Below are 13,840 nucleotides of genomic sequence, written 5' to 3'. Positions count from 1 at the left end.
AGGATGACTAAAAGAAAAATTATTATGGATTGTGATCCAGGACACGATGACGCAATTGCAATTATATTAGCTGCTGTACAACCGGAATTAGAGATTTTAGGAATAACAACGGTTTCAGGAAATGCAGAAATCGAAAAAACGACTAATAATGCATTAAAAATTTGTGATTTAGTTTCATTAACAGATGTTGTTGTTTCAAAAGGGGCGAGTGAGCCATTGGTTCGATTACGAGAAACTGCCCCTGGTATTCATGGAGACTCAGGTTTAGATGGTCCAGAGTTGCCTGAACCTTCTCGCAGCTGGAGTGAGGAACATGGTTTTGATACAATCATAAGACTTGTAAAAGAATCAAATGAGCCTGTTACAATTCTTCCAACAGGACCATTAACAAATATTGCTTTAGCTTTATCGAAAGCACCAGAAATTAAGGACAATATTGAAGAGATTGTACTTATGGGTGGTGGAACATTTGGTAACTGGACGCCAACTGCTGAATTTAATATTTGGGCTGATCCAGAAGCTGCAAAAAAAGTATTTGATAGTGGGATTCCAATAGTAGTTATGGGACTAGATATAACACATCAAGCCTTAGCAACAAAAGAAGTTATCGAACAAGTGAATACAATTGATAACAATGTTGCTAAAATAGTTGGCGAATTATTAGTGTTTTTTGCATCAACATATAAAGAAATGTTCGATTTTGATGGGGCGCCAGTACACGATGTATTAACTGTGGCATACTGTGTTGCACCAGAATTGTTTAAGACGAAAGATGTAAACATTACGGTGGAAACAAAAGGAGAGTTTACTGCAGGAACGACGTTAATTGATCTACATGGGGTCACTGGTAGAAAAGTTAATGCTAAGTTTGGGTTAGAACTTGATGTAGAAGGTTTTTGGGAACTAATGATTGAAGCACTTAAAAAATACTAGAACCTAATATTGAAGGAAGTAAGTTTAATGAAAACTATTTGGATTGCAACGAATAACGTAGGTAAAGCTTCAGAATTTCAAGAGATGTTCGCGAATTTAGGTTATAAAATAAAAACGTTGGATGGTTTAGAAGATTCTATTGAAATTGAAGAAAATGGTAGTACATTTGAAGAAAATGCACGAATTAAAGCAGAAACGTTATCAAAGATGGTAAATGAACCTGTTTTAGCTGATGATAGCGGTTTGATGATTGATCAATTAAACGGATCACCAGGCGTATATTCAGCAAGATATGCTGGTAATCATAAATCAGATGCTGATAATATAAAAAAAGTATTAGATGAACTTGAAAACGTTCCCAAAGAGAAAAGAACGTGTCGGTTTATTTGTGTATTAGCTATTTCAAGACCAAACCATGAACCTGTATTTTTTAAGGGAACGTGCGAAGGAGAAATTGCTTTTGAAGCATCTGGTACAAATGGTTTTGGTTATGATCCAATATTCTTTTTACCAGAAGTCAATACAACAATGGCTCATTTAACTAAAACCGAAAAATCAAAAATTAGCCATCGTGGAAATGCTATAAAACAGTTAAAAAATAATTTATACGATTTATTCTAACTTCTATAATTGTATAAACTTTTACTAGAGGTGATAATGTGATTACCGTAATTGGAAGCATCAATATGGACCTAGTTGTTCAAACAAATCACGTACCTAAAAAAGGAGAAACTACGCTAGGAAACTCTTTTTCAACTTTTTTTGGTGGAAAAGGTGCAAATCAAGTCGTATCTATTGCGAGATTAGGGAAGGAAGCTCAAATGATTGGAGCTTGCGGTACTGATGAATATGGCAAGATGGCGTTGACTTCATTAAAAAAAGAAAACATAAATACAGAGCATGTGTTTTTATTTCCCGATGAAACAACAGGTGTCGCTTCAATCATTGTTTCCAATGCTGATAATAGAATTATTGTCGTTCCTGGTGCGAATAATCTATTGACATCCAATGAAATAGAACTTGTTAAAAATGAGATTATTAAAAGTGAAATGGTAGTCATACAGTTAGAAATACCATCAAATACAGTTCATGCAGCATTGAAAATATGTAAGGACCATGACATTCCTGTTGTATTGAATCCTGCACCAATCGATAATTTTAAAAATGAATTTATTGATTTAGCAACGTATATTACGCCAAATGAATCTGAATGTATTAGTATTTTTGGTGAAAATATTGAACAATCATTAGAACGTTATCCCAATAAATTAATTGTAACTTTAGGTGATAAAGGTGCCCGTTTTTATGACGGTAAAAAGCATGTATTTATTAAAGGGTTTAATACGAATCCTGTTGATACAACAGGTGCTGGTGATACTTTTAATGGGAGCTTTGCTGTTGCATTAACAGAAGGAAAAAGCATTGAGGAAGCAGTAAGATTTGCAAATGCAAGTGCTTCTATATCAGTTGAGAAAAAAGGTGCTCAAAGTGGTATGCCTTCATTAGAAAGAGTTTTAAATAGGTTGAATTTAGAAATATAGTAAACATTATTAATTAAGATTATTGAAAACCCTCTCATATGATGGGACTGACCCCATAGAGTGAGACAAATAAAAACACCTTCAAGTTGAAAAACGGGTATTGGCTACCTGAAATAACTTGGAGGTGTTTTTTCTAATGGAATGTCAGTTATTAATAAATTAGTCTTCACAAATAAAAAGTCGCATAGGACTCCCAATTGGCCCATGCTGTAGACAATATAAGAATCTCTTCTTTCGTCGGTTTTGCTTCCGTTTCCAAGACCAATTTCATCGAATTATGCAACTCTACATCATCGATCGGAAAGGCAGCAGGGAAAGGCAGCAGGGAAACGTAGCAGCGCATTAATACATAATTCGCTGTCCAAGGACCGACTCCCCGGATTTTAGTTAGCATTTTCTCGGCCGTTTTTACATCTTTTGCATTCAACAATGCTTCTTTTGTAAGTCACCGCGAACAAGAAGTCCGGCAACGCCAATTAAATATTCACTATTCTTGACCGTCATCTTCATATCAGCTAAATCTTCCACCGTTAAATCGGCAATCACTTCAGGTGTAGGAAACAGCCAATATTTCTTTCCATCATATTCAATATGTATACCAAACATCTCCACAAGCCGCCGTTTGAATGTATAGGCATACGTCAGGTTGATTTGCTGTCCAAGAATCCCCCAAGCAAGAACGATTTCAAAAAGGCATTCATTTGGAGAGCGTGACAAGTAACGCATGTTTTCCGAAAAGCTAAATTCTTTTGGCGTATGGATGACCAATTCATCTATATGATCTTCCCAACTCCCCCTGATCAATTTGTTTGAAGACTATTTTTGTATTTTTTAGGAAATTATTTGATCAAGTTATCTTGTTCTTTCACTTTTGTTTCTCCTCAATCACGCAGCCTTTCTATTTTAATCGCATAATTAAGAAAAACAATTACGTTATCTTGCTTTTTAATTGGTGAATTGTTTATTTATAAGTGCTAACGTGTAGAATAAAAATAGAGGTGAACACGTGGTGAAAGTGAAAAAGTCAAAGATTCCTGATGCATACTGGAAAGCGATTATAGATTGTGATGCAGCATATGATGACACATTTTTTTACGGTGTAACAACGACAGGCATCTTTTGCCGTCCTTCTTGTAAATCCAGAGTACCGAATCAAAAAAACGTGCGCATCTTTAAAAATGCTTACATCGCTTTAAAAGAAAAGTTCAGGCCATGCAAACGGTGTAAACCCGATGGCTTACATTTGCCTGCAGAGGAGTGGATCGAGCAAATTGTTGAATGGATTGATCAACATTATACTGAACCACTCACGCTGCATATATTGGCGGATATTTCCCATGGCAGCCCTTATCATTTGCAACGATTGTTTAAGCGTGTGAAAGGTATCTCGCCAACAGAGTATATTCAACAAGTTCGTCTTGAAAAAGCAATCCATGCGCTTAGGACAACTGAACAATCTGTGGCTAACATTGGAATGGCTGTCGGGTTCTTGAACACGCCTTATTTCATTACACTGTTTAAAAAGAAGATGGGAAACACACCATCGAGCTATCGAAAAGCCTATCAGCAAAACGGGAAGAAGAGGTGAGGAAATCATGGTAAATAAAAAAGAGAAACTGGTCAAATGGTCCATTTTGGAATACGATCGATGGAAACTATATATGGCAAAGACGGAAAAGGGACTTTGTTATATAGGCTCACCCGGGCAATTATATGAAGAGTTTGAAAATTGGATACAAAAACATTTTCCAGAAGCGAGTCTTGTAGAAAATGAAGAAGCTTTAACGCCATATGTAAAGGAACTGCACGAGTATTTTGCAGGGACAAGACAATCGTTCTCACTGCCTGTAGAGGTAAAAGGAACACCCTTTCAGGAAGAAATTTGGGAGGCGTTAAAGCAGATTCCTTATGGAAAAACATATTCGTATTCCGATATTGCCGCACTCATTCAAAAACCTAAAGCTGTTCGAGCCGTCGGAACAGCGATTGGTGCGAATCCAGTACTGATCACCGTGCCATGCCACCGTGTCATTGGAAAGAATGGAGCGATAACCGGTTACCGGGGAGGCGTGGATTTAAAGCAATATTTGCTTCAATTAGAAGCTCAAAAGGGTGGGATGACTAATGTCTAATAAAAAGGCAAGGTGACCATTTTCATATTTTCAAGCACCGATCCTTACCAGTCGGCCGAGTACAAGGAAAAAATTACACGTTCTTTACTGGATTGGATAACTCTTTTCGTTGAAACGTAGACAATACGACACCTCCAACAATCAATAGTGCGCCTAAGATTTCTATACTTGTAATGGCTTTAGATAGTAAAGCTACTCCCATGAGCATAGCGATAAATGGTTCTAAGTTTGAAAGCATAGAAGCTTTCGAAGCATCAACATATCGAATATTGCTATTCCATGCTAATGTAGCGATTCCATGTACAACAATAGCAGTAGCAATTAAAAAGAGCCAAGTTGGAAATTCTGAACTAACACGAATAGGTTTATCTAGCAAGAAGACAAATGGGATGGAAATTATAAAACCTGTTACGTTTGAATATAAAGTGACCGTTAATGAATCTAATTTCAGTGACAATGTTCTTGTCATGATAATCATAATAGAAAACGTGACCATTGTTACGATGATCCATAACAACCCTTTATCAAACTGGAAGGATGTAGAGCCGCCCTTGGTTACAACAAAATAAATTCCTAGAATGGCTACAATAGAACCTATACACATACGTATAGTTAATTTTTCTTTCAAAAAAACAGCTGCTAAAAATCCCGTTAATATGGGGGTAGTAGCTAAAATTAGCGCAGATGTTGTCGGATCAGCTGTTTGTAAGCCTTCAAAAAAAGACCATTGATTTATAAATACGCCGACAATACCTAATATACCAATCATCAAAAACTCATTTATATTCACTCTTTTAAAGGATCTCTTAAAGTAAGAGTAAATGAGTAAGCAGATCACAATAAATAATAATCTTAACATGGTTAGCATAGCAGATGAAAAATCCTGAACTAATATTTTACCAAAGACAAAATTACTTCCCCAGACTGCTACACAGAACGTTAACCAAGCATATACTTTAAACAAAACTACCACCTTCTTTTGTAATGAATGACAACTACGCTATTTTAACGGATACAATATTCCTAGTAAAGAGCACACTATTCGATGAGGGCAAAGCCATTGCTGCTGGTTATCGGCCAAATGTAAGAATCTCTTCTTTAGTCCGTTTTTCTTTCGACTCAGTGAAAACAAAGACGAATACTCAATTGTTATATAAAAACCCGAAAATAATTCGAATAAAGAAGCTGGTGAACATTCAAACAAACCTAGAGGCGTTGCTGGCCTCTAGGTTTTTAGATTGATTCAGAAACGGAATGATAAACGATCGATGTTTGTTTCATGTTTTTTAAGAATTCCTGAGTCATGCTGCTTAATGATTTGCTATCCCTTTTGACAAGAATGCCAAGTGATGGACCTTTGGAAACATCGGTTACAGATTTGATAACGGTCCCGGGAATGGGAGGAAATGCAGCGATAATAGGTGTTAAGGCGATCCCCAGCCCTGCCTGAACAAAGTATTTAATCACTGTAATGCTGGCTATTTCGGTTGCACTATTGCGCAAACGGCCTATTTCTGAAGTGATCATTTCTTCAATTCGGATCCGGAACGGGCATGTACCTGGAGTGAACAAAAATTTTTCGTCTTTCAAATCGTTTAATTTAATATTTTTATTGTCCACAAGAGGGTGGCTTTTAGGAAGTAAAAGCACAATGGTCTCGTGACCGAGCGGGTGAAACTCCAGCTCAATATGAGGTTCCGGTTGATTACAAAGCGCCATGTCGATTTGAGATTCAATTAACATGTCCATTAACTCTTTTGATGTACCGGTTTTAAAATGAAGGGATTTTTTTCAGGAGGAACATTAAAAGCAGTCATTACCAGAGGGACATTAATTGGAATTGCCGTCATCATATCCCACCATATCGGTTTGCAAATATCAGCGGAGATGGGGGTCGCGATGGCATTCACAACGTTAATCTTAGGCCGAACACTTCAGACATTTGCGGCACGCTCGAATGTGCAGACTGCATTTAGTGCGGGTCTCTTCAGCAATAAGTATGTGATTGGAGCTGTGACGCTATGTTTCGTGTTTTATAGTATCACCGTTTTGCCCATCGCCCGTGATATTTTCATGATTCCGGCGTCATTTGGCTTTCATGAATGGCTTATCGCAGCCGGACTTTCATTAGCCGCTGTAACGTTGATGGAAATGATGAAGCTCATTCAAAATCAATTTAACAAAAATAGTTAATGGGTACCCCTTTTGTTTGTAAAGCAAAAGGGGATTTTAACATGTTTATCGCAGATTAACGGGCAGTAAAACCCCCACTGAATGAAGTTTCACTTTATAAAATTCAATTAGAAAGAATCCAAGGACAAATGAAAAGGAACACGAATGATAAACAACTACATCCGTGCTCCTTTTGTTCCATTTTCTTTTAGTCGTACTTAATCAAAAGTTGACTCCTAATAAGTACGTATGATTATGGGGAAATTATTTTGTTTCTTCTTTCAATACTTCTTCCACTGCTTTTGTATTTACAAGCCCATCGATATTGTCTTGAGTTGCATAGCCCGCATCTTTGCTGATTGTTGCCATTTCTTGCAGCACATCTTCGTTAATATCGTAAGTTGGAACTGTACGTGCCATTGCTTTTGTCACTTCTTCTAATGATAGTTCTTTACCTGTAATCTCTTTAATATGGTCAATAAATAGCTGAATTGCCTCATCGGGATTTTGGTTGATAAAATTAATGGATCTCACATGGGCTTTCAGTATTTTCTTAGTTAATTCAGGATTGTTTTCAGTGAATTTTTTTGTTCCTGTGAAAACAGTATTGGTTGATTCATTCCCCCATGCAAATTCATTGGCATCTAACAATACCCTTGCATTTGCATTTGTCTCCAAGTTAACACCCCAAGGTTCTTGTGTAGCTGCAGCGTCTACATCTTTTTGTAAAAACAGTGTAGCTGTATCGGCTGGTGCTTGAGCTAGTGTATCAACTGTACCACCACTGCTCTTTATAGAAAGTCCTGCCTCTTTTAATTCTTTCATTAACATAATCTCTTGTGTACTGCCTATAGTAGGTATGGCTACTTTTTTTCCATCTAAATCTTTGATGCTTTTAATATCTGTATCTTCCCTCACGACTAACACAGCACCTGCATTGACTGCGCCAGCCAAAATTTCATGAGCCGGATTTTTCATATAATTATTCATCGCAGGGGTAGGACCTACTGTGCCTACATCTATATTATCTGTTGACATTGCTTCCATAAATAAGCCGCCATTCGAAAAGGTTTGCGTATTGATCGTAACATCGGCTCCTAATTCTTCTTCAAAAAAGCCTTTTTCAAGTGCAACAATCGTTGAGATATGAGTAAGGTTTGGGAAATAGCCGATTCTCACTGTGTCGGCCCCGGTTTCTGCTGTATCGTTATTGCCACACCCTGCCAAAACAGCGCTTATTCCCACTAAAAATGCGAGTATACTTATCTTTAACTTTTTCAATTCTCTTCCTCCTTATATTTAGATGCTGCTGCCTTGTGCTCCCCATCGTGTTGCTATCGTGCGTTCCAGACGGAGGAAAACAAGGTTGTCCATAATTGTTCCGATCACACCGATGATAATCATAATGCTTAATACTAAATCCATTGATTGTAAAGAACGTCCCATATCTAGCAACTGTCCAAGTCCTCCGCTTCCGCCGAGCAGTTCCCCAGCCATAATGGCTCTCCAAGCAAAAGCCCAGGCTACGCGCATTCCTGATATTAAATGTGGGACAGACGCAGGCAGAACGACTGTACGAAATAGATGAAATCCTGAAGAGCCCATCGTTTTCGCTACTTTTAAATAAAGAGGAGGCACATTTTTGAATCCAGTACTAGATGATACTGTCATCGTCCACGTAGCACCTATTGTGACAATAAACATAATGGATGTAAGTCCCAAGCCAAACCAAACGATTGCGAGCGGGAACCATACGATGCTCGGGATTGACTGTAAAGCGGTGACTAAAAAACCGATCGTGTCATCTAAAAGTTTATATTTGGTTATGAGATAGCCGATGATAAAGCCAAATATAATGGCCATGATAAAGCCGAGGATCAACCGTCCTAATGTTGTAACGGTTGCTTCCAAAATTTGTCCTGACATAAACCCGCTAATTAAAGTTTTAAATACAGTAATGCCTCCTGGTTCAATTGGAATCAGAAGCGGTGGCCACAAAAATGTGGGGAACCATCCTGATTTAGATATCACTTCCCATATCGTTACGAGGATCGTGATGAAAATGATCCTTCTTAAGATTGTAGTCACTGCCCATTTCCTCCTTTAGTACTTTTTCCATTTCATATTCGAGCTCATTCAATATTTGACTTTCGAGGTGCGTTAGTACACTGTCAGAAGAAATACGGGGTCTTGCCGCTTGAACATTATATTGCTTCTTAATTGTGCCTGGCCTTGTTCCCATCAAGATAATTCGATCAGAAAGTATTAACGCTTCCCTAATATTATGAGTAATAAAAATAACGGTTTTTCCTGTCTTTATCCAGAGCGTTTCCAGCTCTTTGTGAAGAACCATTCTTGTTTGCTCATCCAGGGCAGCAAATGGTTCATCCATTAATAAAATATCTGGATCCATCACAAGCGCTCTTGCAATTGCAACCCGCTGCTTCATCCCACCTGACAGCTCATGAGGATAGGCGTGGATAAACTTTGTCAGATGAACCATTTTTAATCCCTCAATGGCTTTTTCTTTTGCTTCAGCTTTGCTTAAATTTTTCAACAGCAATCCGTACATAACATTGTCCAATACGCTCATCCAGGGAAAGAGACCTGATTCTTGAAATACGACTACCCGATCTTTTCCAGGTCCTTTAATGGGTGCATCATTAACCAGTAGATCACCCGATGTTTGCTTTTCTAAACCCGCGATCAAATTTAAAATCGTTGATTTCCCACAACCCGATGGACCAAGTATAGATAAAAATTCTCCCTTTTCTATCTCTAAATTGATTTGATCCAATACACGCAAAGAATCTTTTTTTCCTTTTGGAAATTGTTTATTGATGTTTCTTAACGCCACTTGCGGCATTTTCTCACGCTCCTTTACTTCGCATAAAACCTAGTTAATCTATAAGGATTATGTAATATTCTTAATAGTAAAGAATGATATTCCTTTTTTCTGTCGGATAGACGACATTTTTAAAATGTTGTCCTTGCTACACTATAGAATATATACTAAGATCATCCTTTTGACCATCCATTTTAGCTGAAGGCGGTGAGACGATCGAATCCATTAATTTTGCGGACGTGGAAGCGGTCCTTAAATCATTTGGTAAATTTAAAAGTTATAAAAGGAATGATTTTATCTTTCATGTAAATGAGCAGGCAGATCATGTTTATTTTTTGGATGAAGGCTGGGTTAAAATCTCTCAAGATGGTGGAGAGGGACAGGGTGTTACATTGTTTCTCCGCCAAGCTGGCGAAATATTTGCTACAGCAGAAGTGCTCGCTCATTTACCACAGCGTAAAAGATATGCTCGTTGCTTAACCAGTTGTCACGTTTACTGGTTAACCTCTCAGCAGTTTTTTTCGCTTTGTAAGGAACATTCTGAACTGCTTCTTCAGATTGCATTTATAACGGCACATCGCCTTATAGATACACAAAATTTTGTTGGAACATTAATGAGCAAGCCTGTTTCATGGCGACTGGCCTCATTATTAACAAAACTAGCTGTGGAAGAGGATGGCCGCTTATTTGTTAATATACCCATTACACATGAAGAAATCTCATTCTTAATTGGATGCAGCAGACAGACTGTGACAGAGATTTTAAATAAGTGGAAGGATCAAGGGTTGATCGATTATAAGAGAAGAAAAATCACTATATTTAAATCGGAGTCTTTATTTTAGAAAAATGAATAGATTGAATTGGAGGACATTATGTTTATTCAGCCACAAGAAAACTTATTACCAGAGTTTCATGAAAACATGAAAGTGATTCTGCTTGGAACTGGTACGCCTCGAGCATTTTATGGAAGAGCGAAATCAGGAGTAGTTATTTTAGCAGGCGACAAAGCATTTCTCGTGGATTGCGGTGGAGCAGTAGTAGATCAACTCATTCAATCAGGGGTTATGCCTCAAAGAATTTCAGATGTCTTTATTACTCACCATCACTATGATCATAATAGCGGTTTTTTCGATTTATTTATTACTAGCTGGCGAACGCATATTACACAAAACCATGTATTTGAAGGACGTAAAGGACCTATGAATGTATATGGTCCGACGACGACTAAACAAATCATTCAAAAAATGCGTGACTCATTCGATTTTGATGTCGCACTTCGCATTAATTACAACCTTTCATCTGACCAAGGCGCAAATATTAACTGTTTTGAATCGAATGAGGGGGTCGTTTACGAAAAAGACGGAATGAAAGTCACCGCTTTTGAAGTGGATCACAGACCTGTTTACCCGGCAATCGCTTATAAATTTGAATACAACGATAAATCCATTGTTATTTCAGGAGACACGATCCCTGTAGACAATATGGTGAAACATAGCCAAAATGCCGATTTACTCATACATGAAGCTTATAATAAAAAATGGTTGGATTATTTAATTGAACAAAATCCGGATCATGCAAAAGCACTATCCAATCCAGCTAAATATCATACGACAACATTAGAAGCAGCGGAAATTGCTAAAAAGGCCTCTGTAAAGCATCTTGTTTTAACTCACCATATTCCTGCGCCTACAGCGAATGAGGAAGGGGAACAATCGTATATTGAGGGAATGAACGAAATTTATGAAGGGAAAATTACGGTTGGCAGAGATTTAATGTCTTTTGATTTGTAGACTTTTTATAAAATGAATGATTATCAGTATTTAAGTGAAAGCAGCGGAGTGTTCAAACACATCCGCTTTTTTATGTGTTTAATAAAAAACCGCTTCAAAAGTTGTGTCCTTTTGAAGCGGATCAATCTTAGTCTTCACCAATAATTTTCACTTCTGTTTCCAGCTCAACGCCGAATTTTTCCCGTACTTTATCTTGGGCATACTGAATCAATTTCAAATAATCGGTCGAGGAAGCACCGTCCACATTCACAATAAACCCGGCATGTTTCGTTGAAATTTCGGCACCCCCAATCCGTGTCCCTTGAAGGCCGCTGTCTTGAATTAATTTACCGGCAAAATAACCGGGCGGCCGTTTAAAGACACTTCCGCACGATGGGTATTCAAGCGGCTGTTTTGCTTCGCGAAGTGCCGTAAACGTATCCATCTCTTCTTTAATTTTTGCATACTCACCAGGCTGCAGTTCAAAAACAGCTTCTACAATAATGTAATCTTTCTCGGTAAAGACACTTTTACGGTACCCGAAATGAAAGTCTTTTTCTTCTAGAGTAATAAGTTCTCCCGAATGAGAAAAAACGGTCGCTTTTTTTAAAACGGTCGATGTTTCGCCGCCATATGCACCGGCATTCATCACAAGTGCCCCTCCAACAGAGCCGGGAATCCCACAGGCAAACTCGAGGCCAGTCAGATGATGCTTTAATGCCATACGTGATACATCAATAATTTTTGCGCCGCTGCCGGCAATAATTTGGTTCCCTTTTACAGAAATCGTATTAAAATGCTCAAGTGCAATAACGATTCCGCGTAGCCCCTTATCCCGGACGAGCACGTTCGAACCATTTCCTAAAACAGTAAGTGGGACGCGATTTGACTGTGCATATTCGATGACCGCTTGAAGGTCCTGTATATGTTTTGGCTTAATAAAAATATCTGCCGTACCGCCTGTTTTTGTATAAGTGTGTTTCCATAAAGGGAAGAACAAGTCAATCGTTTGTTCATCTATTTTCGTTTTTAATTCATTTACAATCTGCAGCGCATCGATAGCTGCTCACCATCCTTTTTATGTGATCATTCTTTATTATAAAGGATATGGCGCCATTCGTTAATTATATGGCGAATAATAATTAGACTTGACACAATTATGACAGCTTATGCGCCGGTACGAGCCTTTTCAAAAAAGAGATGGTAGTATGGAAGAAGGGGATTCCCGTTTTTTATATACAACCCGTTACGGATGTAGAGGTCCGTTATCGATGAAAGAATACATAGTAATAACAAAAAAATAATGACTATAGAAAATGGAAAAAGTGTCGGTGGAGGTACTCTGCGATATGGATGATGCGTTCGTCTGTACATATGTATGTGTCAAGAAAAAGCGAAAGGATGGATAACAATGAAAATAGAACGGGATGGGCGGGCTGTTTTTCCGGTCATCGTCTCAAACGCCTCCAGTTTAAAAAGCGTGAATTTCTTTTTGATCAAGGAAAGAGAAGCACTTTATTTGATTGATGCCGGGATGAACGATGAATCATGCTGGAATGCACTCCTACATACGCTCGAAGTAAATAATCTTTCACTAGGTGATTTAACCGGTATTATATTGACACATCATCACATTGACCATGTAGGGCTTGTCAATCGAATTGTGTCACACAAGCAAATGCCTGTTTACGTTCACAAGGAAGCTGTTTTGCGTTTAAAGCGGGATCGAGTATTTTTAGAGAGAAGAGCCAATTTCTTTGAAACGCTGTATAAAGAGATGGGATGCGGGGAAGCGGGTGAACGGCAGGCCCGTTTTGTTCGAGAGGCCATTGAAAAAAACAAAGACAACGCGCTGAAAGCCTGTTTAACCACGATCGAAGAAGACATTTTGACCAGTCTGTCATTACGTATAATCGAAACGCCTGGACATTCCGCGGATCAAATAGCGCTCTACGATGAGGAAAGAGGGTGGCTGTTCGGTGGTGATTTGCTGATTGGCCATCTATCAAGCAATGCGCTAGTTGAACCGGATTCTTCAGGCAATCGAATGATGACACTTGTCGAGCATAGAAATTCAATGAAAAAATGTCTGGAATTAAATATGAGTATCGTTTTCCCGGGACACGGGACGTTAATTGAAAACGGGAAATCATTGATTCAAAACCGGTTAAGACGAATGGATAAAAAAGCGGAAAAATTTGTTTCAGCTATTGGAGAAGGTTCTGCTACAGCAGCTGACATTGCTTTAAGCTATTATAAAAACGTTTATTATGATCAATTTTCGCTTGTCATGTCAGAAGTGATTGGCCACTTGGACTATTTGGAACACAGGGGACGTGTTGCGAAAACAAAGGTAGACGGTGTGTGGCAATACACTACTTGTGAAAAGGCTGCTTTACATACGCAATCAGAAAAGCGGAAATAAGGCAGAAACCCGTTAAGCAATGC

At 38.3% G+C, this 13,840-nt stretch carries 14 protein-coding genes and 3 pseudogenes; 10 read left to right on the top strand and 7 right to left on the bottom strand.

Annotated elements, in window-relative coordinates; genetic code table 11:
* Positions 1–3 precede the first annotated feature (3 nt).
* From ACZYRN_RS13830 to rbsK, 3 genes are read left to right on the top strand one after another with little or no spacing between them, the layout of a single operon-like run.
* Complete coding sequence (locus tag ACZYRN_RS13830; protein ID WP_488912187.1) at positions 4–933, top strand: nucleoside hydrolase; 930 nt, start codon at positions 4–6, stop codon at positions 931–933.
* Positions 934–960: 27 nt separating this feature from the next.
* The gene (locus ACZYRN_RS13825; RefSeq protein ID WP_488912186.1) at positions 961–1,554 is read left to right on the top strand and encodes an XTP/dITP diphosphatase; all 594 of its coding nucleotides are present in this window, start codon (positions 961–963) and stop codon (positions 1,552–1,554) included.
* Positions 1,555–1,592: 38 nt separating this feature from the next.
* Entirely contained in the window at positions 1,593–2,474 is an 882-nt protein-coding gene (gene rbsK / locus ACZYRN_RS13820; RefSeq protein WP_488912185.1) for a ribokinase, read from the top strand.
* 166 nt (positions 2,475–2,640) lie between these two features.
* Here rbsK and ACZYRN_RS13815 read toward each other — a convergent pair.
* Positions 2,641–3,278, bottom strand: a pseudogene (locus ACZYRN_RS13815) (DNA-3-methyladenine glycosylase family protein).
* A gap of 205 nt (positions 3,279–3,483) precedes the next feature.
* Here ACZYRN_RS13815 and ACZYRN_RS13810 point away from each other — a divergent pair.
* From ACZYRN_RS13810 to ACZYRN_RS13800, 3 genes and pseudogenes are all read left to right on the top strand, one after another.
* Positions 3,484–4,062 (top strand): bifunctional transcriptional activator/DNA repair enzyme AdaA, encoded by a 579-nt coding sequence (locus ACZYRN_RS13810; RefSeq protein ID WP_488912306.1) that lies wholly within the window; start codon positions 3,484–3,486, stop codon positions 4,060–4,062.
* 7 nt (positions 4,063–4,069) lie between these two features.
* A complete protein-coding gene (locus tag ACZYRN_RS13805) occupies positions 4,070–4,606 on the top strand; it encodes a methylated-DNA--[protein]-cysteine S-methyltransferase (RefSeq protein ID WP_488912184.1) in 537 nt (178 codons plus the stop codon).
* Between the two features lie 3 nt (positions 4,607–4,609).
* Positions 4,610–4,723: pseudogene (locus ACZYRN_RS13800) on the top strand (radical SAM protein); the annotation flags it as partial.
* Here the strand turns inward: ACZYRN_RS13800 and ACZYRN_RS13795 are convergent.
* Both ACZYRN_RS13795 and ACZYRN_RS13790 read right to left on the bottom strand, forming a co-directional pair.
* Positions 4,680–5,570 carry a DMT family transporter gene (locus ACZYRN_RS13795; protein ID WP_488912183.1) on the bottom strand — a complete coding sequence of 297 codons (891 nt, stop codon included), beginning with the start codon at positions 5,568–5,570 and terminating at the stop codon, positions 4,680–4,682. The pseudogene ACZYRN_RS13800 and the gene ACZYRN_RS13795 overlap by 44 nt on opposite strands.
* Positions 5,571–5,839: 269 nt before the next feature.
* A complete protein-coding gene (locus tag ACZYRN_RS13790; protein WP_488912182.1) occupies positions 5,840–6,349 on the bottom strand; it encodes a LysR family transcriptional regulator substrate-binding protein in 510 nt (169 codons plus the stop codon).
* A gap of 36 nt (positions 6,350–6,385) precedes the next feature.
* Between ACZYRN_RS13790 and ACZYRN_RS13785 the strand changes: the two are divergent.
* Positions 6,386–6,799, top strand: a pseudogene (locus ACZYRN_RS13785) (cation transporting ATPase C-terminal domain-containing protein); the annotation flags it as partial.
* Positions 6,800–7,042: 243 nt separating this feature from the next.
* Here ACZYRN_RS13785 and ACZYRN_RS13780 read toward each other — a convergent pair.
* From ACZYRN_RS13780 to ACZYRN_RS13770, 3 genes are read right to left on the bottom strand one after another with little or no spacing between them, the layout of a single operon-like run.
* Positions 7,043–8,059: an aliphatic sulfonate ABC transporter substrate-binding protein gene (locus ACZYRN_RS13780; RefSeq protein WP_488912181.1), complete on the bottom strand. Its 1,017-nt coding sequence runs from the start codon at positions 8,057–8,059 to the stop codon at positions 7,043–7,045.
* An 18-nt stretch (positions 8,060–8,077) separates the two neighbouring features.
* A complete protein-coding gene (locus ACZYRN_RS13775) occupies positions 8,078–8,866 on the bottom strand; it encodes an ABC transporter permease (RefSeq protein ID WP_488912180.1) in 789 nt (262 codons plus the stop codon).
* A complete protein-coding gene (locus ACZYRN_RS13770; protein ID WP_488912179.1) occupies positions 8,799–9,644 on the bottom strand; it encodes an ABC transporter ATP-binding protein in 846 nt (281 codons plus the stop codon). The genes ACZYRN_RS13775 and ACZYRN_RS13770 overlap by 68 nt, the downstream gene beginning before the upstream one ends.
* A 218-nt stretch (positions 9,645–9,862) precedes the next feature.
* Here ACZYRN_RS13770 and ACZYRN_RS13765 point away from each other — a divergent pair, with 218 nt between their 5' ends.
* Positions 9,863–10,465, top strand: a complete 603-nt coding sequence (locus ACZYRN_RS13765) for a Crp/Fnr family transcriptional regulator (RefSeq protein ID WP_488912178.1) — start codon at positions 9,863–9,865, stop codon at positions 10,463–10,465.
* Between the two features lie 30 nt (positions 10,466–10,495).
* The gene (locus tag ACZYRN_RS13760) at positions 10,496–11,413 is read left to right on the top strand and encodes an MBL fold metallo-hydrolase (protein ID WP_488912177.1); all 918 of its coding nucleotides are present in this window, start codon (positions 10,496–10,498) and stop codon (positions 11,411–11,413) included.
* A gap of 127 nt (positions 11,414–11,540) precedes the next feature.
* On the opposite strand, the gene murB is transcribed toward ACZYRN_RS13760, so the two are convergent.
* Positions 11,541–12,452 (bottom strand): UDP-N-acetylmuramate dehydrogenase, encoded by a 912-nt coding sequence (gene murB, locus ACZYRN_RS13755; RefSeq protein ID WP_488912304.1) that lies wholly within the window; start codon positions 12,450–12,452, stop codon positions 11,541–11,543.
* A 351-nt stretch (positions 12,453–12,803) separates the two neighbouring features.
* Here murB and ACZYRN_RS13750 point away from each other — a divergent pair, with 351 nt between their 5' ends.
* Entirely contained in the window at positions 12,804–13,817 is a 1,014-nt protein-coding gene (locus ACZYRN_RS13750) for an MBL fold metallo-hydrolase (RefSeq protein WP_488912176.1), read from the top strand.
* Positions 13,818–13,840 lie beyond the last annotated feature (23 nt).

This window comes from Domibacillus sp. F004 (assembly GCF_057814295.1).
Note: the sequence above shows the minus strand (reverse complement) of the source record. Positions and strands in the feature narration are given on the sequence as shown.

Coding starts and splice junctions, on each gene's coding strand:
- ACZYRN_RS13750 (WP_488912176.1), top strand. CDS start 12,804: ATGAAAATAGAACGGGATGGGCGGGCTGTTTTTCCGGTCATCGTCTCA.
- ACZYRN_RS13760 (WP_488912177.1), top strand. CDS start 10,496: ATGTTTATTCAGCCACAAGAAAACTTATTACCAGAGTTTCATGAAAAC.
- ACZYRN_RS13790 (WP_488912182.1), bottom strand. CDS start 6,349: ATGTTAATTGAATCTCAAATCGACATGGCGCTTTGTAATCAACCGGAA.
- ACZYRN_RS13770 (WP_488912179.1), bottom strand. CDS start 9,644: ATGCCGCAAGTGGCGTTAAGAAACATCAATAAACAATTTCCAAAAGGA.
- ACZYRN_RS13825 (WP_488912186.1), top strand. CDS start 961: ATGAAAACTATTTGGATTGCAACGAATAACGTAGGTAAAGCTTCAGAA.
- ACZYRN_RS13805 (WP_488912184.1), top strand. CDS start 4,070: ATGGTAAATAAAAAAGAGAAACTGGTCAAATGGTCCATTTTGGAATAC.
- ACZYRN_RS13830 (WP_488912187.1), top strand. CDS start 4: ATGACTAAAAGAAAAATTATTATGGATTGTGATCCAGGACACGATGAC.